Below are 20706 nucleotides of genomic sequence, written 5' to 3'. Positions count from 1 at the left end.
AACCTCGCCGATTTTGACTTCGAATTCACTGGAATTATAATAACGATATCTCTGTAGGAAGCTAACATGCAAAAAACACAATCGGCTATTACGCAAACATATTGGCAACCGCTAGAAAAGCTGCTTAATCCGTCAACGACAAAGCAACAAAAATTGGCGGGCTTCGATGAAGAGTTCGTCGACTTAGTTGACTACATCATTCGTATAACCCACCGTATTTGGGAGCAAAAGAACGTCGGGCTTTGCTATCGCTACTACAGTGACATCTGCCCTGTTTATACCTTAGGCGGCTACTCAGAGTGTGTTGAGCAAGTTGTCCAAAACACCCTAAAAACCATTTCAGCATTTCCCGACCGCAGCTTAATTGGCGAAAACGTAATATGGCGAGAAAACGATGACGATGTTTATTACTCGTCACACTTAATCACCAGTATTATGACCAATACTGGCCAATCAGAGTTTGGCCCAGCAACCAACAAAACGGGTCGAGTTACAACCATTGCCGATTGTGTCTGTTTTGAAAATAAAATTATTAAAGAGTGGCTAGTTCGCGATAACAGCTTCTTGGTTAAGCAACTTGGCCTCGACCCCATCGATGTTGCGATTGGCCTCGCCAAATTAACGCCGCACCCAACCTTCACTAAGTGGCTGAACGAAGAGTTTACCCGTGTGCTTGAGGTTGAGCACAGAGAAGAAGCAGTACTCGACCAAAACAATTGGTCGCCAGAGAGTTTTGTTGACGCTTGGGTTCAGACTATTTTCAATCAAAAGCAATTCTCGAAGCTTGCTAACTTTTATTCACTGGCTGCGGCACAGCAATGGCCAGGCGGCAGACAAGCAACTGGCGTCGCACAAATATCAGGTACCTTGATTCAATGGTTAGCCCAATGTCCAGATGCCAAAATGACTGTTGACCATTTAGCGGTTGTACCATTTGACGATGAAACCACAGACATCGCCGTACGTTGGTCGATTGCCGGCCACTACAACCCGGCGTCAAGCCGTTTGGCACAGTTAAAAGGTCAGGAGTTTTTCGTGTTGGGGGCTTCACATTTGAGAGTAAGAGACAACAAAATAATTCAAGAAACCACCGTATTCGATGAACTCGCATTATTTGCTAACTTAATTCGTCAATCAGGTGCAGAAATCGCCACTACAGCAGAGGGTTTGACTAATGTTTGATGCGTTAACGGAACTATATACCGAAGGTGATTTAGATAAACTGAGAGCATTTATTTTACACAGCTCAAGTTGGCGCCAGCACGATTTTACTTCGTATGGCAACGCCCAGATTGAAAAGCAATGGCTGCAAAGTATTGCTCTACTGGGTTTTAAGCCACTGGCCGAAAAACAAGTTGTGCAAGGTAAAGGGCACAGTGCAATTTATTTCGAACTCGCCAATAACGACAGTGAAAACAACCGCATAGGTTTCTTTTTTGAGCACAATGGCGAGCATATTAAACGCGTTAACGCGATTGTCGACACCACCAGTTTATCAGCCAATTTGCCCGATGCAGACCCTTTGCTGATCAGTCAATTTGATCATCAGCTTCACCCGCAAAGTGCTCACGCCGAGCCCAGTGATTTAATCACATTACCAGAGCAATATCGCGATGTGGTAGATCAATGGTGGCACATTTGGCAAGCCAATCAAATGGCGTCATTTGGCACCTTATATGACCAACAAGCTGTGGTTAAAATTGCCGGTTTACCTGAATCTAGTGGCATTGAACAAATAAGAAATTTCCGTATCAAGCTCAGTAATCAACTCAATCGCAGCTACTGTCAGTTGCAGCACATCATTTTTGATGAACAAAACAACAGTTTTGCCAGCACTTGGTGTATCGACGGCGACTTTATTGATAATGGTGAGATAAAGCGCATTCGCATCCCATTGATGAGTTTTGTGTCACTATCTGACGATGGTGTCATCACCAGTGAACGCATTCAAGTTGATTGGTTAGCTCTGCAAAAAAGGTTTGCCTTAAATGCCTCAATCGTCTGATTCACTGATTTGGATTGATGCTCACCATCACCTATGGGATTTGAAAAAAGTGCATTACCCTTGGCTAATGGCTAAGGGTGAAATGCGCTTTTTCGGGCAACCCGATCCGATTAGAAAAAATTACCTAGTCGATGATTACACAGCAGACCACGGTCAACGGATTAGTAAAAGTGTTCACATTCAAGTGGGTTGCGCCGCCAAAGACCAACTCAACGAAACCGCTTTTGTCCAATCTATGGCTGAGCAAAAACCGGGCTTGCCAAGCGCTGCTGTCGTTGCCATTGATATGCGACAAGTAGACATCACTGAGAGTATTGAACAGCACAAACAATACAGTTTAGTGCGAGGTGTCAGAGATATTATTGGCAAAAGCCCTGAAGAGAACAAAACACTGCCAGTTTTTCAACCAAAAGTTTGGCGCAATAACCTAGCAGCTTTGGCACAACACCAGCTGAGTTTTGACTTGCAGTTCACTGAGGAGCAGTATGACATTGTCTATAAAACCTTTGCTGAACTACCTGAATTAAAACTAGTGATTTGTCATTTGGCATCGCCGTGGGACCAAAGTCAAGCGGGCTTTATTCGATGGCAAAAAGCAATGCAACAATTTGCCGAGCTACCAAATTGTTATATCAAAATTTCAGGCTTTGCGATGTTCAATCACGGCTTTCACGCCGATAGATTTAGGCGTTATGCACATAGTGCAGTTGAAATTTTTGGCGCTGATAAATGCATGTTGGGTTCTAACTTCCCTGTTGATAAGCTCTATATGAGCTACCAGCAACTGTTCGAACACTGGCGACAACTGATTGCAGAGTGCACCCTGTCGGAAGCACTCTCACTCACCAGCCAGACAGCCACTGAGTTTTATCGGCTCTAGCGGCCATTGACGATTTTGGCACCTTTAGCGATAGCTGAAAGCTTTTCATAAGCTATAGCTGGATCGATAGCACCAAAGCCAGCAAAAGTGCCAAAGCCGCAATCAGAGCCTGCAACCACTCGGTCTTTACCAACAATATTGGCAAAGCGCTCAATGCGCTCTGCAACGAGTTTAGGGTGCTCAATAAAGTTACTGGTGGTATCGACAACACCTGGCACTAGAATTTTGTTGTCTGGAATCTCAGCGCGACGCTCAGCAAAGGTTTGCCAGTCGTGACCATGCCTTGGGTTGGATGTTTCGAATAACAAGTAATCAGCATCTACAGACATCAAGGTGCTAAAGATTTGATCCATTTCGATGTCGCAACAATGAGGACCTTCATAGTTTCCCCAACAAATGTGCACTCGCACTCGATCAGAAGGTATATTGCTCAAAGCATAATTAAGTGCATCGACATTGGCCTGAGCAATTTTAACAAACTCCTGATCCGACAAATCGGCAAACAGCATATGTCGAGAAAGCGCTAAATCAGGGCAATCGAGTTGCAACATCAAACCACTGTTGACAATGGTTTCGTACTCTTGCTTCATTGCTTCTGCCAACGCCGCCAAGTATGCTTCTCGGGTTGAATAAAATTGGTTTTGCAGAAACAGGGAAATAACACCCGGTGACGCCGCGCTAATAAAGCCTTCGCTAACACCGTGTTTAGTCATCGCCGCTTTGAGATTCGCGATATCTAATTCAAGCTCATTGCCACCTTTGCTGCGTACTTCGCCAGTACACATGGGGCGAGCATACTGTGGTGTACCACCAGATTTCGCAATGCGCTCTAAAAAGCTTGGGAACATTTTCAAATCTGCGGGAGCGTTGCGTTCGCTATCACCTGAAAAGCCGGTATAGCGATCTTTAACATAAGTCGCATATGAAATCTTTGAGATCTCGCCATCACTGACGATATTAACGCCAGCAGCAACTTGCTTAGCAACAACATCATCAACAGCGTCTGCCATACATTGGTCAAATGCCGCTTGATCGTAACTTTGTTGATTTTCTCTACTAAACAAGAAATCAACAACTTGCTGTGAACGGGGTAAACTCCCCACGTGAGTGACTTTCACCATGCCAAATTTCCTCAATTACCCAGACCTAAAGCTCAATTCAAATTGAGCCACAATAAGACTTTGAAGTCAAAAAAATAGGATATATAAGATACTAATAAATAATAAAAAAATAAAAAAAACACAATTAATAAAGATTTTTTTACACTTTAGTATTGAATTCGAAGTACATTCTAGCTAGTTTAATTAATAGTCAATGAATGTTAGTCATGTTTTACGTTTATTGCCCAGATAATAAATTAAAAAGAGAAGAGTAAAATCCCACACCACTTTGGAGAGAGAAATGTCTAGAGAACCCCATGGTTTTGGAAGTAACTTCAAGAGTAGTAAATCGCTAGTATGCGCGGCAGTGCTCAGTGCACTAGTTTCACAAACAGCAATAGCCCAAGAAGATGAAGCTAAAGAAGAAGAAACTTCGGGTATTGAACAAATTACGGTGACGGCGGAAAAACGAACGGAAACTTTACAAGAAGTAAGTGTTTCTGTTTCTGCCTTTGGCGAAGACGATTTAGTCAAAGGCGGTATCACCGACGTTTCGCGTCTTGAACTGGCGGTACCTGGTGTAAACTTCGCGTTTGCGGGTAACGATGCCAAATTCAACGTTCGCGGTGCTAACTCGTCAAATACCTTCGGTGACAACAGCTCAATTGTTGGTGCCTTCGTCGACGGTGTATACAAGGCAAGAGCATCACAACAAACACGCGCATTCTTCGACGTTCGCTCGGTAGAATTCTTACGTGGCCCTCAAGGCACATTGTACGGCCGTAACACCTTTGCCGGTGCACTGAACCTATACACTAATGCTCCAGACTTTTCAGAGGTAAGTGGTGGTATTGATCTGAGCTACCAAGCGTTCGATCGCGTCAGAGGGGAAGCGTTCTTTAACGCACCACTTAGCGATAAAGTTGCCGTTCGTATTGCAACTTACTTTGATAAAAGCGATGGCTACATTGAAAACTTAGCCGGCCCAGACGTTGGTGCCCAAGACGACAAAGCAGTTCGTATTTCTGTCGCAATTGAACCAACTGACGATTTAGAAATTCTATTGCGCTACTCTCGCAGTGAGGAAGACGGCAACGAAGCCGGTTTATTTGGTTACACTTTCTTGTGTCGCAACGAGACACCTGATGGCTTAACCGACCCATTTGGCAGTGTTCGCAACTGTGCTAACCCGGTTCGCGGTTCTGGAGGCAGAGGTCCTGCGGCAAATGGCCCTGGTGGTGATCCATACGTAATTAGCCAAGATTATGTGCGCCCAGTTAACTTAAAAGAAGATGTTTTCTCAGCTCACATCAATTATGAATTTGAAAACTTTAGTGTTAAGTCAATTACCTCATACACTGACTTTTTTAACGATATTAACTTCGATTTTGATTTCAGCCCAACACCAAACTCAAATGGTGGTTTCTTAGAAGCATCAAAAGTCTTTAGCCAAGAAATTCAGTTTTCATCAAACTACGACACAGACCTACGTTGGACAGTTGGTGCTTACTACTCTGACCAAGAAGATCAAAGCAGCTTCTCAATTTATCAACAAACCGCTCGTGACGACTCTACTCGCGCAACGATTACTAATGTCTTAGGTACGTTCACTCAATTGTCAGGCACTGATATCACCTCACTAGATCGCAACTTTGGCGGCTTCTTTGCCGACAACGCGATTATTGATACTGAATACTTTGGTATCTTTGGTCAAATCGAATATTCAGTTTCTGAAGATTTGCGTGTTATCGCTGGTATTCGTTACAACAACGAATCGAAAGAGCTAAGCTGTGGTGGTAGTAACTTCACGGGTGATGTTAACGGCGATGGCAATGTTGACCGTGTTGTTAACGTGAGAGACGGCGTTGCTGGCAGCTCACCAATCATTTTACCTGGTAACTCTAGAGACGTGTTCTCATTCAACTGTGGTGCCTCAGACGCGATCACTAGTGCTTCAATTGCAGCCGGTAACCCAAGTTTGATTGATCCAGATTACTCAAACGTAACATGGCGTGCAGGCTTAGAGTACGACGTTGCTGAAGACGCAATGTTATATTTATCAGCGTCAACGGGTTACTTATCAGGCTCAGTCAACACGACAACCGTTACAGATGAGCAAGAGTCACAAGTGATTGAAGCTGGTTTCCGCACTCGCTTCCTCGACAACACTGTACAATTTAACGGTGCTATCCACTTCACTGAATATACTAACCTATTAACTCAGCTACAACGCATTGAAGGGGGCCAAGCCGTTACCTTTTCTCAAAACGGCGGTGATATTGACGCCCGCGGTATTGAGTTAGACGCTATTTGGCTGGTCACTGAAGACTTCCAAATTACTGCTAACATGGCTTACCTAGATTCAGAGTTTGGTACATTTGGTCAAGGTAACCCTTATCAGCTATTTAACGGTCAGGTTAGAAGCTTCATCGACCAAAACGGTGAAAGAACTCCTTGGTCACCTGAGTTAACCATAGGTGCGAGTGCATCTTACGTGATTGAATTAGGTGAAGGCATGGGTACATTGACGCCTTACCTACAGTTCTACTACTCAGACGAATACAACACGTCAAACTTATTGGCAACCGATCCGTCTCACCAGCAAGATTCGTTCACCAAAACAGATTTGCGTTTAATCTGGAATTCGGTAGACGAAGATTACTCAGTTGAACTGTTCGTTGAAAACATTGAAGACGAAGCTGTGTTGGCACGTGGTAACAACAACAGTGACGACGTAGTGCAATCGGGTTACTTATATCCTCGCAACTACGGTTTGCGCTTCAAAACGCGTTTCTAAACACACAGAAACCGCTTAAAAGACAAAAAGGATGAGGAATTAATACCTCATCCTTTTTTAATGGCCGAATTTTATTGAACAACGCTCGCAGCAAAAATACTGTATCTGCTTAAATTCGCTCAGTGGTAGGAGTGATAAGTGCAAGCGGTGATTACTTAGAAACAAGGTACAAGGAGCAAGCAGTAAATATCCCAGCCACGGTGTAATCAAATAGTTTGAACGAGTTGTCGGTGCCATTGATAGTAAATAGATGTAAAAAAGCCCGTCAGGCTGGGCCCAACGAGCTTTTTAATAGAAGTGAGATACTACTTAGTAAGTGTTTTCATCATTGTCCAAACATCAAGCCCCATCTGAGACAACATATCGATAATATCGATGGCAACCCAGTTCTCTTTCAAATGCTCACCTTCTCGGCGCCAAATATCCATGACTCGAAGTGACAGGTTTTTATTGGTCGGTGGCAAGCCCAACCAACCACCAACACTGTGAGTACCGTGCATATGTGGCCAGCCGCCGGTAGCAACATAATTGCCTTGAGCAATAAAGGTTGCCTTGTGGTCGATACTGCGATCTGGGAAGCTAAAGACAAATGGCCCTTGGTGATGTGCTCTAAAACCGTCAATACCTCTCGTGGTACCAATACCAGCAGGACCGTACCACATAAAATCTTGATGCCAAAAATTCTGTAAATTCATACTGGTTAGCGATTTGCCATCAAATCGACCTAACTCTTCAAGCATTTCAAATACGAGTGTTTTGGATTTTTCACTTTCACTCGCGTTGTCTGAACATGGTGACAGCCCGTCCATTGATGACGGCGGCATAACCAAACAAGCATGACCTAAGCTTGGACGCAATGGGTTAACGCCCGCTTGCGTCATGACATCGAGGAAATCAACAATAACAAAGTAGTTTTTAATTTTTTCTTGTTCAACTTCAACTAATTCAGTGTAACGAACGTAAAGCGTTTTACCGGTAGCTGGGATATCAAATAAACTATTTTCAAAAGTACCAACAAAGTAACCAGTACCAGCTAACCATGTTTGCCCTTCGTAATCACCTGATATTGCAATAAAAGGCTTTCTTTCCACATCAGGTAATGCATTTTGTAGAGGCTGCCAAAATCGGCCAACAACTTCGTCTAAATTATTGAGTTCATTTACTGGCGCGCTAACGCTGAACTTAACGTCATCTGCTAAATAATTGCCAATATCACCATTCGAGCTACTGAGCGCCGAATAAAACTTATCTACTACACTTGTCATTGTTCAATTCCTCGTAAATTTAACGCTTGCTATTATTTTTTATCTTAAGCTAATATAAAATGACTTCGAAGTCATTAGGTTTTGATAAAAATTATGACAGAACAAATAAAAAACAAAAATAAAGCGTTATTAAGCCCTCTTAGAAAAGCATTGTACAACTTTGAGCCCGAGGCTGTGCAACAGGCGCTAGCAGCAGTGATGAGCTCTGATACTCAAGTTAAACTCGCATTTCCTTTTGAAACGCTAATCGGTGATAAAGAGTTTTATCAGCAAGCATATGCGCCGTTATTCACTGCAATTCCTGACTTAGAGAGAAGGGAGACAATTTGCATGGCTGGCCCGGCAGAGAACGGCAGCCAATGGGTTGGCTTTTGCGGTTACTACACCGGCAGCTTTGAAAAATCTTGGCTTGATATCCCAGCCACGGGTCATCAAGTATCAATGCGTTTTCACGAATTCTATCGCATAGAGAACAGCAAGATTGTCGAAGTACAGGCGCTATGGGATATCCCAGAAGTTATGATGCAGGCTAATGCTTGGCCGCTAGTGCCTAGCCTAGGGCGAGAATGGCATGTACCTGCGCCAGCGACACAAGACGGCTTGAATATTCTATCAACACCAGAGCAGACCCAAGATAGTATCGATATTGTTCGCGATATGTGTAATTCACTGGGTAACTATGCAACTGGCGGTGTTGAAGCCATGCAACTTGAGAAGTATTGGCATCCGCGTAGCAGCTGGTACGGTCCTTCAGGTATTGGCACAGGTCGAGGCATTCAGGGCTTTAGAAATTGGCACCAAATCCCATTTTTAAACGGTATGCCAAATCGCGTTGGTGATGTCGCTGAGGGCTACCTATTCGGCGATGGTGATTACGTTGGTTTTACCGCGTGGCCGGGTATGAGAATGACCATCAGTGATGGTGGTTGGTTAGGTATCGCACCAGCGAACCAAGAAATTACCATGCGCAGCCTAGACTTCTGGCGCTGTGAAAATGGCGTAATTCGAGAGAACTGGGTGCTGGTTGACTTACTACACGTTTATCATCAAATCGGTGTCGATGTTTTCGCTAGAATGCGAGAAATGAACAAAGCCCGTAGGTTTTAAACACTCAATAAGTAACCCCAAGCAAATGGGGTTACTTATTACTGATAGCGAATCTGATTAATAAACCAAACGGCTTCGCCTGTTGGCGTTTTCACTACCGCTTCATCATCAACTGATTTTTTTAACAAGGCTCGTGCCATTGGTGAATCGATAGAAATATAGTCATTGCGACCGTATATTTCATCCGGTCCGACAATGCGAAATGTTAACTTTTCTTCTTGCTCGTTTTCTATTTCCACCCAAGCGCCAAAAAATACCTGCCCGTCTTGCTGGCTGGAGTAATCAACAATACGAAGCTGATCTAACCGCTTTTGCAAATAGCGCACTCGTCGGTCAATTTCACGCAAGCGTTTTTTGTTGTATTGATAATCGGCATTTTCGCTGCGATCGCCAAGGCTTGCCGCCCAGCTGACTTTTTTAGTCACCTCTGGGCGTTCTTGTTTCCACAAAAAAGTTAATTCTTGTTGAAGGGCTTCAAAACCTTCACGGGTAATTAAATTGGTTTTCATTAATTTTATTTTGGTTGCTGTGCTGGTTTTGTGTTTGCGATTCGAGTTGCCACTGGAACTTGACAAACATCAAGAACAGGTGGTGGTTTTTTATAAAAAAATGCGTGTTTTCTCAGTCTGCGCTCATTGAGCTTATCGGCAAAACTTTCACTTTCAGTATCTTCAATTTCCAAGTTAATACGCTTTGCAGGCGGTACATCAGACATCAATTGTATATTACTTAATTCGGTGAACTGAGCAGGGTCAACCGCTTGTTGTCCTTCGATCACCGCCGTGCGTCTAATTGCCTGAATGTGTTCCATGCCGTAAATCACTCGCCCAAATATTGTCATTATTCGGTCTAAATAACGCGGAGCTTGACCAATAGTAATATAGAAGTGACCGTCGGCACTGTCGGCCTCATTGCCTCGCGCCATCGCGATAACACCAGGACAATGAGTAAGCCACGCGGTGTTAGTTTTATCGTCTAAACCCAGGGCAAAACCACCTTTAAAACCAGTCACTGAAGCAAATAAATCAGGGCTTTGCACTTGAGTAAAGCGCCAACTTTTATCAAATTGCCACTCGCTCTCCATGGCTAATACTGGCGCGCTAAACTGCTTGCCTTTTTTGTCTTCGCTCGGACCCGCTTGCGCGACAAAACCATCGATAACGCGATAAAAATTCGTTCCTTGATAGTAACCTTGCTTGATCAACTGTTTAAACTGCGCTACGTGTTTGGGTGCAAAATCAGGCGTAAGCTCAATCACAACCTTGCCATGAGGTAAGGTAATCAACACTGCGTTTTCTGCTTCTACCGGTCGCCACTTCTCTGCATGTACCGAAAGTGAACAAAACGCTAAAAAGAGTGCACCCAATCCAATAAGGTTTTTTATTGTTATCATCTCATACGCCTTTCAAAAAGTTGCTGCTGACTTCGCCACGCAGCAGTAAAAAACAATAGTATTTCGCTGATTTCTCAACGTAAAATACACCACTACTTTATCAAATCAAGTTGTATTTTTTTAAGGAGCACTAGGTGAATAAAAGCCTGATCACAAATTCACTAGCACTGTTACTCACGGCTGCCGGTCACATATTGGCAGAGCCGATTGTTTTTGCCATTGGCTTATTTGCTCTGTCTGGCGCAGTAACTAACTGGATAGCCGTACACATGTTGTTTGAAAAAGTGCCTTTTTTATATGGTTCAGGTGTTATCCCGGCACATTTTGAAGAGTTTAAACAAGGCATTAACAATTTGATGATGGAACAGTTTTTTACCGAAGAAAACATCGATCGATTTTTGTCATCACAACAAAGCCCATCACAGGCCTTAGTATTAGCGCCAGTGATTGAAAAAGTTGATTTAGAGCCTGCCTTTAACAACCTTGTTGATGTTATTGAGCAATCGTCTTTTGGCGGCATGCTAGCCATGGTTGGCGGTCGGGAAGCCTTGATGCCGTTAAAACAACCTTTTATCGACAAAATGAAAACCAGTATGGTGGAAATATCTGAAAGTCCTGCATTCAATGAACTGGTTAAAGATACGGTTGAGTCTCCCGCTGTCGTTGGCAATATTCGCGATAAAGTCAGCGATATTATTGTTCAGCGCTTAAACGAATTAACTCCACAATTGGTTAAAGAAATCGTGCAAGACATGATCAAAAAGCACCTTGGCTGGTTGGTGGTTTGGGGCGGAGTTTTCGGCGGATTAATTGGCTTTATCGCCGCACTGACGAATACATTTTAGCAATGGCTAAGTAAGCTAGTACTTAAGGTTATCAGCTAGTAAAAAATAAGCTGACAAATTTGCCATTTAAGCCTTAATTTTAGCCAGATTATCCGCTATGCTTGAGCAGAAATTTTATTTAAACAAACAAAAGGTAAACGGAGTCATGTTCGGTAATTTACAGGCCTTGCCAGCCGACCCAATTTTGGGCTTATTGGCAAAATACAGACAAGATACAAATCCTCAAAAAATTGACCTAGGCGTTGGCGTTTACAAAAACGATGCGGGCGATGTCACCATTTTGGATTGTGTTAAAAAGGCCGAAAAGCACCGTTTAGATACCGAACAAACCAAAGTTTACATTGGTCCTACCGGTTCGCCGTTATTCAACGACGAAATGACTAAACTTATTTTAGGTGCCGAGCACCCAGTACTCACGGCTGATCGCATTCGCACTGTTTCTACACCTGGTGGTACTGGCGCGTTACGCGTTGCTGCAGAGTTTGTTAGCCGTTGTAAAAGCAATGCGACTATTTGGGTCAGCAATCCTACGTGGGCTAACCACACTGGCTTATTTCAAGCCTCAGGTTTAACCGTTAAGGAATACCCTTACTACAACTACGAAACTAAAACACTCGACTTCGACGCTATGCTTGAAGCATTGAAGCAAGTGAGTGCCGACGATGTTGTATTGTTGCACGCCTGCTGTCACAACCCAAGTGGTATGGATTTAAGTGTTGAGCAATGGCAACAAGTTGTTGAAGTAGCAAAAGACGTTGGTTTTACACCGTTAATCGATATGGCTTATCAGGGCTTTGGTGACGGTTTAGAAGAAGATGCTTATGGTCTGCGTTTAATGGCCGAAAACGTCAAAGAAATGATCATCTGTAGTTCTTGTTCTAAGAACTTTGGTCTGTACCGCGAGCGCATTGGTGCATGTAGCATTATTGGCGAATCAACCACGAGTTTAGATATTGCAAACTCCGTTTTATTGTCTGTTGTTCGCGTTATTTACTCTATGCCGCCAGCGCATGGTGCAGCGATAGTTGAAACCATTTTAACCTCAGACGAACTTCGCAATCAGTGGTATCAAGAGCTTGCCGAAATGCGCGATCGCATCAACGGCAATCGTCAACTTATCGTTGATAAATTGAAAGAAAATGGCGTTGAACGCGACTTTAGCTTTATTGCCAACCAAAAAGGTATGTTCTCATTCTTGGGTATTACACCTGAGCAAGTACAGCAGCTGCAAGATGAATACAGCATCTATATGGTTGGTTCAAGCCGCATGAGTATTGCCGGTATTGCTTCAAGCAACATTGATTACTTTGCCCAGTCAGTAGCGAAAATTCTTTAATTTTGCTTAGCTAACTAGCTTTATTCAAGAAAACAAAAACGGCGCTAATAAGCGCCGTTTTTATATCCAAGGATGGATGGTATAACGCGGCATCATGGATGATGAGGAGCGTGTATATCCATGGAAAGATGACTAACTTAGAAATAACCCGTTAAACTCAAGGTGATCTTGCGTGGTTCACCAGGATAAATGCGAATGTCGTTGCGACCACCGTCGTAGTACTCTTTATCGGTAAAGTTTTCGATATTGAGGGCCACGGCATATTGTTCGGTTTCAAAATATGCGCCAATATCGGCCTTAGTATAACTAGGTAGCTCAACTCGAGAGCCTGAGTTAGTGCCAGTAAAGCGTTCACTCTCATAGTTAATACCAAGTGACAGGCCGACCACGCCACCGTAAAACTCTTCGGTGAAGTTATAGCGTGTCCACAAATAGGCATCGTGCTTAGGGGCAAACGACATGGTATTGCCGATAACATTGGCATTTGGACTAGCAACAACCTCAGCATCAACATAAGCGTAACCAGCTTTAAATTGCCAGTTTTCTATCGGCAACGCGATTACTTCAAGCTCATAACCTTCACTGGCAAGCTCGCCTAATAGCTCAAACTCACGGTTGTCATTGCGCTCGACAATGTTGTCTTTTTCAATATCGAAATAAGCCACCGATAACTTAGCGCGCTCGTCAAAAAACGACGCTTTAACGCCGAGTTCCACTTGTTGGCCTTGCTCAGGATCAAAGGCGTTATCGTTAACGTCAGAGCGTTCAACACTATTTGGGTCAAAACTTTCACCATAGCTCGCATAAACTGACGTTTGATCGCTAAGCTTATAAACAACACCTGCCATTGGCACCCAGGCATCTGTGCTTTGGTCGTCTTCACGATCTCGTGTTTGTTCGATAAAGTCAACGTCTTGCTTGTCGTATCGAAGACCTGCTAAAACAATAAGCTGATCAGTTAAATAAATAACATCTTGCAGGTACAAGCCATAGTTCCAAAGCTCGGTAATACGGTCGGTACCGCTGCGAACTTCACTTGGCACCGCTTGACCTAGCACCGGATTCAAAATATTGATATTTGGCGTAACCGCGGCGCCAAAGCGAATACGCTCAAAATCGCGTTTTTCATAGCCCGAGTTAACGCCAATTAGCAACTCGTGCTCAATACCGGCAAGTTCAAGACTGCCACGCGTATTAATGTCGAAAAAGTGATACTCGCGCTTATTGAGTTGATTGCGATCGCGACGGCGCAAAGTTGATTCACTCAAAATATCGGCATCGTTAACGCGATTGTTTTCAAACAATACTCGGCTATCTTCATGCCAAACGCTGCGCCAATTGGCAAACAAATCAAAGTCGTCGGTTAAGCTTGTGTTCAAAGTGGCAAAAGCAACCACAGCCTCGTCATTATCGGAGTCGTTTTGTTCTTGATATCTAACATTGATCGGCAACACTGTATTAATATCGTTGTTAATTGCCACTAGGCCGTCATCAGCTTTGCCGTTTTCGTGCAGTAGTTCCAAGCCAAAAGTCAATTCTGTTTGTTCTGAAGCGCGATAAGTCAAAGTTGGAAAGATATAGTAGTTGTTATAATCGACGTGATCGCGGAACGAGTTAATCGACTCACCACTAACAATAAAACGATATAGCCATTGCCCATCGGCGGTAAGTGCACCCGTTGCATCAAGGGTTGCGGTAGTACCTGGGTCATCGCCAAAGCCGCTAATGTCAGTTTCATAGGTTTGCACTGACCAATCAACCGTAAGCGACTGCTCTTCTTGCGGTTTTTTGGTGATAATGTTGACTAAACCACCTGGCTCAAGTTGGCCATAAAGTACCGATGCTGGCCCTTTAAGTATCTCAATGCGCTCGACATTGGCAGTGGTCGGCGAGCCAAAACGAGAAGCTAAGCCCGGCAGACCGTTAACCTGAACACTTTGTAAATTGGCGGGTAACCCGCGCAAGGTAAAACCGTTGGCATTAATCCCTGAAGTACTTAAACCTGTAGTGTAACCGTATGCATCAGCGAGTGTTTCTGCTCGTAAATCGCGTAGAAAGACATCGTTAATCACGTTGACGGTTAACGGAATATCAAGCGGATTGAGCAAGCTCTTAGTTGCCGATGAAACCGCGCGATTAACATAAGATTCTTGTTGACCAACAACCTCAATCACTTCTATGTCTGTATCGAGCTCTTTTTCAGCTGCTTGTGTTTGAAAAGCTATGATTATTGCCGCTGACAACGGAGCTAAACGCCATAACGCCTTGTTCATTTGTAAACCTAGTTGTGTAAATTATCGAAGAGGCTGATATTCTACACAAAAAACAATCAAATGATAATAATTATTATTTAGATTAACAAATAGACCAACAAAATACTTTACTCGCTTTTAACCCGCTCTACCGCTGCCAACCATTTACTGTAGAGTTGATTGCGTGCTTGCTCATCAAGCTTAGGAACAAATGTTTGGTCAAGATGCCACATGTCGCTTAGCGCGTCTGATGATGGGAAAATACCCGCTTGTAATCCTGCCAAATAAGCAGCGCCAAGTGCTGTAGTTTCAATAATTTGTGGTCGTTCAACCTTGGCGCCAAGTACATCAGCGAGAAAACCAAGTAACCAATCGTTAGCTACCATACCGCCATCAACTCGTAAATGCGTTGGCCTTAACCCGTCTTTTTCCATCGCCTTTTGCAAGTCTTTGGTTTGATAACAGACTGATTGTAGCCCAGCACTAACGATTTCATTAACGCCTGAATCTCGGGTTAAACCAACAATTGCGCCTCTGGCATCCGGATCCCAATAGGGTGCGCCCAAACCCGTAAAAGCTGGCACTAAAAAGACGCCGTGATCAACGGGCGTTTGTTCTGCGATGGCTTGTGTTTCGCTGGCATGCGCAAAAAGTTTGAGGCCATCGCGTAACCATTGAATAGTCGCGCCAGCCATAAAAATGCTGCCCTCGATGGCGTAATGGGTTTTGCCATTTAGTCGGTAACCAATTGTGGTTAGCAATTTATTGTTAGACTTGAGCGCGTGTTCACCCGTGTTGAGCATAAAAAAACAGCCGGTGCCATAAGTGCTTTTTGCCATACCGGCTTTGAAACAGGCCTGCCCGACCAAAGCGGCTTGTTGGTCGCCAGCAATCCCCAAAATGGCTATCGGCTGGCCAAAAAGTGACGCCTCGGTTACGCCAAAATCATCTGCGCAGTCCATAACCTGTGGCAACATATTTTCAGGTACATCAAAAAGCTCCAGCAAGCTTTGGTCCCAACTGTTTTGATGAATATTGTAAAGCATAGTGCGGGATGCATTAGTGGCATCCGTTTTATGTGAACGACCACCCGTTAATTTCCACAGCAGAAAACTGTCGACGGTGCCAAACGCCAGTTCACCCCGTTGCGCACGCTCTCTCGCGCCATCGACGTTATCCAATAACCAGCCAACTTTGGTTGCCGAAAAGTACGGAGCGAGCAACAGCCCAGTTTTGTCGGTAACATCAGATTCATAACCTTGATCACGCAACTGCTGACAACGCTCTGCTGTGCGCCGGTCTTGCCAGACAATGGCATTATAAATTGGCTCGCCAGAGTTTTTGTCCCAAACAATAGTCGTTTCCCGTTGATTGGTAATGCCAATGGCTGCGATATCGGCGGCGGTTAACTGGTGCTCGGTAAGTACTTGTTGGCAGGTCGTTAATACCGTTTGCCAAATATCTTCAGGGTCGTGCTCAACCCAACCATCAGCGGGGAAATGCTGAGCAAATTCTCGTTGAGCAATACCTTTTACTTTGCCTTGTTCCGTAAACAAGATCGCACGAGAGCTAGTCGTACCTTGGTCAATTGCGAGAATATACTTAGCCATAACGAACTTTCCTAGAGTTTTAGACGTAGTCAATAACGATAGAGTAAGTGATATTTTTTCGTGTGCAACTTAATTTTGTATATTTGTACAAAACTGGTAGTACCAGTAAATAAAATCGTGATATAACAACGACAGGAGTCGATTTAATGAGCAAAGAAATGGTTTACGATATTGTTGTTATTGGCGGTGGTATTAATGGCGCTGGTATTGCGGCAGATGCCGCAGGGCGAGGTTTAAAGGTACTGCTGTGTGAGCAAAACGACCTAGCGTCGGCGACATCGTCAAACAGCAGTAAACTCATTCACGGCGGCTTACGCTATCTCGAACACTACGAATTTAAGCTGGTTAAACAAGCGTTGACCGAACGAGAAGTCTTGCTAAAAAACGCCCCCCATATCATTAAACCGCTGACCTTTCGATTGCCTCATCAACCTCATTTACGACCTAAATGGATGATAAAAGCCGGTTTGTTTTTATACGATCACCTCGCCAAAAGAGTGAGCCTACCTAGCTCTCGCTCGATTAAATTTGATCAAAGCAGTCCGTTGAACGACAACATTAAAAAGGGTTTTGAATATTCTGATGGTTGGGTCGATGATGCTCGTTTAGTGATTCTCAACGCTTTACTCGCTAAGCAACACGGTGCTGATATTTTCCCTCAAACTCGATGCATTAAGGCCAATAGAGTCACTGAGCAAGAACAAACACTATGGCAAATAACACTTGAAGATCAAGACACTAAGCACCATCACCAAATATCAGCAAAAGCTGTGGTTAACGCAGGTGGCCCTTGGGTTGAAAAATTGTTTTCTACTGCCTTTAACAGTGCTTCGCCCAAGTCAATTCGCTTGGTAAAAGGCAGTCATATTGTCGTCCCTAAGCTCTACAATTCTAACGAAGCCTATATTTTACAAAACGCCGATCAACGCATTGTTTTTGTTATTCCATTTGAAGAGGATTTTTCACTAATTGGCACCACAGATGTCGATTACCAAGGAGATCCGAGCCAGGTAAGTATCTCTGTCGATGAAACCGGCTACTTAATTGACATTAGTAATCACTATTTCAAACAGCAAATATCAAGCAGTGATGTGATTACCTCGTACTCTGGTGTTCGCCCTTTACTCGACGATGATTCTACCGAGGCACAAACAGTAACCCGCGATTACACCTTAGAACTTGAAGATACCCTTTCAACTCAAGCCGCCAATTCAATTCAAGATACTAAGTCAGCTCAGGGCGCCAGTCCAATTGACAGCATTGATAATCAAGTAAACGAAAACCAAGCAGCGCAAGCGCCGTTACTTTCTGTATTTGGCGGAAAAATTACCACTTACCGAAAACTCGCACAACGCGCGGTCAATAAACTGGCGGACTACTTTCCAGAACACATTACCGAACACAATCGCAATTGGACCACAACCGCCTCATTGCCTGGTGGCGATTTCAAAAATATTGAGCAGTTTAGTCAAGCACTGCAAAATCACTACCCGTGGTTACCTAAAAAACTAACCAGCCGTTTAGCCCGTTGCTATGGCACTCGCGTATTTGATTTACTTAACGGTGCTATCGATATCAAGCAACTAGGCCAGCATTTTGGCGGCAATTTATATGCTCTTGAAGTCGACTTTTTAATTGAAACGGAATGGGCACAAAGTGCCGAAGATATTTTGTGGCGACGGACAAAACAAGGACTTTATTTCTCGCCAGCTGAGACTCAAGCACTGACTGAATATCTAACGACAACATTTGAGTCTAGCCAAGCGAGTTAACAGAAGTAAGTCACGTAAATTCAAACTACTTACTTCAATCTAATAAGCATGAATAGTATAAAACTACTCGTAGCTACAAAGGTAAGCGGTGTCAGTTTCAACCTTGACTTTAAATTTGCAATTGGCGGCAACGTCAAACTGCTGACCTTTGGTAAACGTCTGCCAGTCACTTTGTTCGGGCAGCAATACCGTTAGTGCACCACTAATCACGGTCATCACTTCATTCTGGCTAGTGCCAAATTCATAGTCACCCGGCGCCATAACGCCAACCGTAGAAGGTAACTGTTCACCTTGAAAAGCGATTGACGCAACCTTGCCATCGAAGTATTCATTTACTTTAAACATGTTTTTTCCTGTTTTATTATTAAGTTAGAATAAGAGCGTGTTGACTTTGATAATACTGAGTTTTAACGCTAACACTAAAAACAATAACATCTTAGTTATACTCAATATTCAATACTCATAGGGCTAAATTTGGCAACGCTTGCGCTTTTTGATTTCGACGGCACCGTCACCTTCGAAGATACTTACACCAGGTTTTTAATCTATTCGACACCTAAATTTAGGCTACTAATTGGCTTTACTATTCTGTTGCCACTAATTTTACTTTATAAAGCAAAACTAATGTCGAGCGCCCGGTTGCGACCAATACTGACAATGTTCGCCTTTGCTGGCCGCAATGCCAACAAACTTGAGCACTTGGGGAGCAAATTTGCAGCAACACACCTCAATCCCCTTGTTCGGCCGCAAGCAGCACAAGTCCTCAACTGGCACCGACAACAAGGTCATACCATCGTTATCGTTTCCGCATCACTAAACGTCTATCTCACTCCGTGGGCAAACCAACAGGGAGTCGAGTTAGTATGCAGTGAACTCGCAGTTAAAAATAAGCGCGTGACTGGACGCTATCGCTTTGGCGATTGCTGTTTAGCCAACAAAGTAGCACTTTTAAAGCGCAGCAAAGATCTTTCGCAGTACCAAACAATCTATGCCTATGGTGATACCCCAGAGGATTTTCCGATGCTAGCCCTTGCCGATCACAAATATTACCGCTGGCAAAAAAGCTGAGGTGAACTGACAAAAATTCAGCTATAATTCGCCTCCGTTTTTGATCAACTACCGTTTAAACAAAGAGGTCGCTTGTGGCTGAACAAGGCAATTTATTTATTCTTTCGGCACCTAGTGGTGCGGGCAAATCGAGTTTAATTTCAGCGCTGCTTAAACAAGACTCGAGCCGAGTGATGCAGCTATCAGTTTCCCACACAACACGTCAACCACGCCCAGGTGAAGTCGACGGTCAGCACTACCACTTTGTTACTGTTGAACAGTTTGAGCAATCGGTGTCAGAAGGCGCCTTTTACGAATACGCCAAAGTCTTCGACAATTACTATGGCACCTCGGTACAAGCCATTGACGAACAATTGGCAAAAGGCATCGATGTTTTCCTCGATATCGACTGGCAAGGCGCACAGCAAGTACGCAAGAAAAAACCCGATGTCACCAGCATTTTTATCGCGCCACCGTCAAAGCAAGAGTTAGAGCGCCGTTTGACTAATCGCGGCCAAGACTCCGCCGAGGTGATTGCCGGTCGCATGGCTAAAGCACAAGCGGAGTGCTCTCATTACGACGAATTTGACTATATCATCGTCAATGACGACTTCGATCAAGCCTTGATCGACTTCACCACTATAGTTAACAATCAGCGCTTAACTCGCGAGCAACAAACGCGTAAACACGCTGAATTATTCAAAGATTTGGTGAGCGAATAAGCGTCCGCGCTAAGGATCCGGATAAAAGGCAAGCAACAAACAGAAAAATAGCGAGATTTGTCAAAAGATCTATTGGCTAATCCTTGCCCATTTAGTAGAATAGCCAGCTATTTTGTCAAGTTTAATTCTGGAGTAGCTTAATGGCTCGCGTAACTGTTGAAGATGCTGTCGACCAAGTCGGTAATCGTTTTGATCTTATTTTGATTGCTGCTCGTCGCGCTCGTCAAATCGCCACTGGCGGTAAAGATCCACTAGTTGAGTTAGAAAACGACAAGCCTACTGTTGTAGCTTTGCGTGAAATTGAGAAAGGCCTAATTACTACTCAAGTGATGGATGAAACAGAACGTCACGAGCAAGTTGAGCAAGAATCAGCTGAATTAGCTGCTGTTGCTGCAATTGTTGGTGGCAATAACCAATAAGTTTTATCGGTTAACAAGAAAACGCGTATTACGACAAGTATTACGCGTTTTTTTATACCTAAGTATCTAGGGCGTGTTGATCTTTCGAGATTAAATTTTGTTCTTTCTAAACGCTTTCTGATCGCGGCGCTCGGATTGTAGCATAGTTGTTCTATG

The 20706-nt window shown here is 43.8% G+C and carries 18 protein-coding genes; 11 read left to right on the top strand and 7 right to left on the bottom strand.

All coding sequences use genetic code 11. From position 1 onward, the window contains the following. Positions 1-66 precede the first annotated feature (66 nt). The 3 genes from J7384_RS08585 to J7384_RS08575 are packed head-to-tail and all read left to right on the top strand — an operon-like array spanning position 67 to position 2885. Complete coding sequence (locus tag J7384_RS08585) at positions 67-1182, top strand: nuclear transport factor 2 family protein (protein WP_209113048.1); 1116 nt, start codon at positions 67-69, stop codon at positions 1180-1182. Continuing rightward, positions 1175-2005: a hypothetical protein gene (locus J7384_RS08580; RefSeq protein WP_209113046.1), complete on the top strand. Its 831-nt coding sequence runs from the start codon at positions 1175-1177 to the stop codon at positions 2003-2005. Before J7384_RS08585 ends, J7384_RS08580 begins: the two co-directional genes overlap by 8 nt. After that, positions 1989-2885, top strand: a complete 897-nt coding sequence (locus J7384_RS08575) for an amidohydrolase family protein (RefSeq protein WP_209113044.1) — start codon at positions 1989-1991, stop codon at positions 2883-2885. The genes J7384_RS08580 and J7384_RS08575 overlap by 17 nt, the downstream gene beginning before the upstream one ends. Here the strand turns inward: J7384_RS08575 and J7384_RS08570 are convergent. Continuing rightward, positions 2882-4006, bottom strand: coding sequence for a cobalamin-independent methionine synthase II family protein (locus J7384_RS08570; protein ID WP_209113042.1), 1125 nt, complete (start codon positions 4004-4006; stop codon positions 2882-2884). The two genes, J7384_RS08575 and J7384_RS08570, sit on opposite strands and share 4 nt — an antisense overlap. Before the next feature lie 280 nt (positions 4007-4286). Between J7384_RS08570 and J7384_RS08565 the strand changes: the two genes are divergently transcribed. Then, positions 4287-6782, top strand: a complete 2496-nt coding sequence (locus tag J7384_RS08565; protein WP_209113040.1) for a TonB-dependent receptor — start codon at positions 4287-4289, stop codon at positions 6780-6782. Positions 6783-7087: 305 nt separating this feature from the next. Here J7384_RS08565 and J7384_RS08560 read toward each other — a convergent pair whose 3' ends face one another. Next, entirely contained in the window at positions 7088-8047 is a 960-nt protein-coding gene (locus J7384_RS08560; protein ID WP_209113038.1) for an ester cyclase, read from the bottom strand. Between the two features lie 93 nt (positions 8048-8140). On the opposite strand from J7384_RS08560, the gene J7384_RS08555 reads away from it, so the two are divergent. Next, entirely contained in the window at positions 8141-9154 is a 1014-nt protein-coding gene (locus tag J7384_RS08555) for an ester cyclase (RefSeq protein WP_247741703.1), read from the top strand. Positions 9155-9192: 38 nt separating this feature from the next. Here J7384_RS08555 and greB read toward each other — a convergent pair whose 3' ends face one another. Together greB and J7384_RS08545 are read right to left on the bottom strand one after the other, a co-directional pair. Further along, complete coding sequence (gene greB, locus J7384_RS08550) at positions 9193-9663, bottom strand: transcription elongation factor GreB (RefSeq protein ID WP_209113036.1); 471 nt, start codon at positions 9661-9663, stop codon at positions 9193-9195. A gap of 5 nt (positions 9664-9668) precedes the next feature. Next, positions 9669-10547: a peptidylprolyl isomerase gene (locus tag J7384_RS08545; protein ID WP_209113034.1), complete on the bottom strand. Its 879-nt coding sequence runs from the start codon at positions 10545-10547 to the stop codon at positions 9669-9671. Between the two features lie 134 nt (positions 10548-10681). Here J7384_RS08545 and J7384_RS08540 point away from each other — a divergent pair, with 134 nt between their 5' ends. Together J7384_RS08540 and J7384_RS08535 are read left to right on the top strand one after the other, a co-directional pair. Then, a complete protein-coding gene (locus J7384_RS08540; protein ID WP_209113032.1) occupies positions 10682-11392 on the top strand; it encodes a DUF445 domain-containing protein in 711 nt (236 codons plus the stop codon). A gap of 145 nt (positions 11393-11537) precedes the next feature. Next, positions 11538-12728, top strand: a complete 1191-nt coding sequence (locus J7384_RS08535; protein WP_209113030.1) for an amino acid aminotransferase — start codon at positions 11538-11540, stop codon at positions 12726-12728. Positions 12729-12865: 137 nt separating this feature from the next. Here J7384_RS08535 and J7384_RS08530 read toward each other — a convergent pair whose 3' ends face one another. Both J7384_RS08530 and glpK read right to left on the bottom strand, forming a co-directional pair. After that, positions 12866-15001, bottom strand: a complete 2136-nt coding sequence (locus tag J7384_RS08530; protein WP_209113028.1) for a TonB-dependent siderophore receptor — start codon at positions 14999-15001, stop codon at positions 12866-12868. Positions 15002-15108: 107 nt separating this feature from the next. Further along, complete coding sequence (gene glpK / locus J7384_RS08525) at positions 15109-16590, bottom strand: glycerol kinase GlpK (protein WP_209113026.1); 1482 nt, start codon at positions 16588-16590, stop codon at positions 15109-15111. A gap of 146 nt (positions 16591-16736) precedes the next feature. Here glpK and glpD point away from each other — a divergent pair, with 146 nt between their 5' ends. After that, complete coding sequence (gene glpD, locus J7384_RS08520) at positions 16737-18362, top strand: glycerol-3-phosphate dehydrogenase (protein ID WP_209113024.1); 1626 nt, start codon at positions 16737-16739, stop codon at positions 18360-18362. A gap of 63 nt (positions 18363-18425) precedes the next feature. On the opposite strand, the gene J7384_RS08515 is transcribed toward glpD, so the two are convergent. After that, entirely contained in the window at positions 18426-18707 is a 282-nt protein-coding gene (locus tag J7384_RS08515; protein WP_209113022.1) for a pyrimidine/purine nucleoside phosphorylase, read from the bottom strand. Positions 18708-18836: 129 nt separating this feature from the next. Between J7384_RS08515 and J7384_RS08510 the strand changes: the two genes are divergently transcribed. The 3 genes from J7384_RS08510 to rpoZ all read left to right on the top strand — a co-directional run bounded on the left by J7384_RS08510 (position 18837) and on the right by rpoZ (position 20550). Continuing rightward, on the top strand, positions 18837-19430 hold the full coding sequence (locus tag J7384_RS08510) for an HAD family hydrolase (RefSeq protein ID WP_209113020.1): 594 nt from the start codon (positions 18837-18839) through the stop codon (positions 19428-19430). 74 nt (positions 19431-19504) lie between these two features. Continuing rightward, positions 19505-20131 carry a guanylate kinase gene (gmk, locus tag J7384_RS08505; RefSeq protein WP_209113018.1) on the top strand — a complete coding sequence of 209 codons (627 nt, stop codon included), beginning with the start codon at positions 19505-19507 and terminating at the stop codon, positions 20129-20131. A gap of 140 nt (positions 20132-20271) precedes the next feature. Further along, on the top strand, positions 20272-20550 hold the full coding sequence (rpoZ, locus tag J7384_RS08500) for a DNA-directed RNA polymerase subunit omega (RefSeq protein ID WP_209113016.1): 279 nt from the start codon (positions 20272-20274) through the stop codon (positions 20548-20550). Positions 20551-20706: the final 156 nt, after the last annotated feature.

Source organism: Endozoicomonas sp. G2_1, from assembly GCF_017744155.1.
In the GTDB taxonomy this organism is placed as follows: Bacteria; Pseudomonadota; Gammaproteobacteria; order Enterobacterales; family Alteromonadaceae; genus JAGHQT01.
This window is presented reverse-complemented; position numbering and strand designations above follow the sequence as displayed.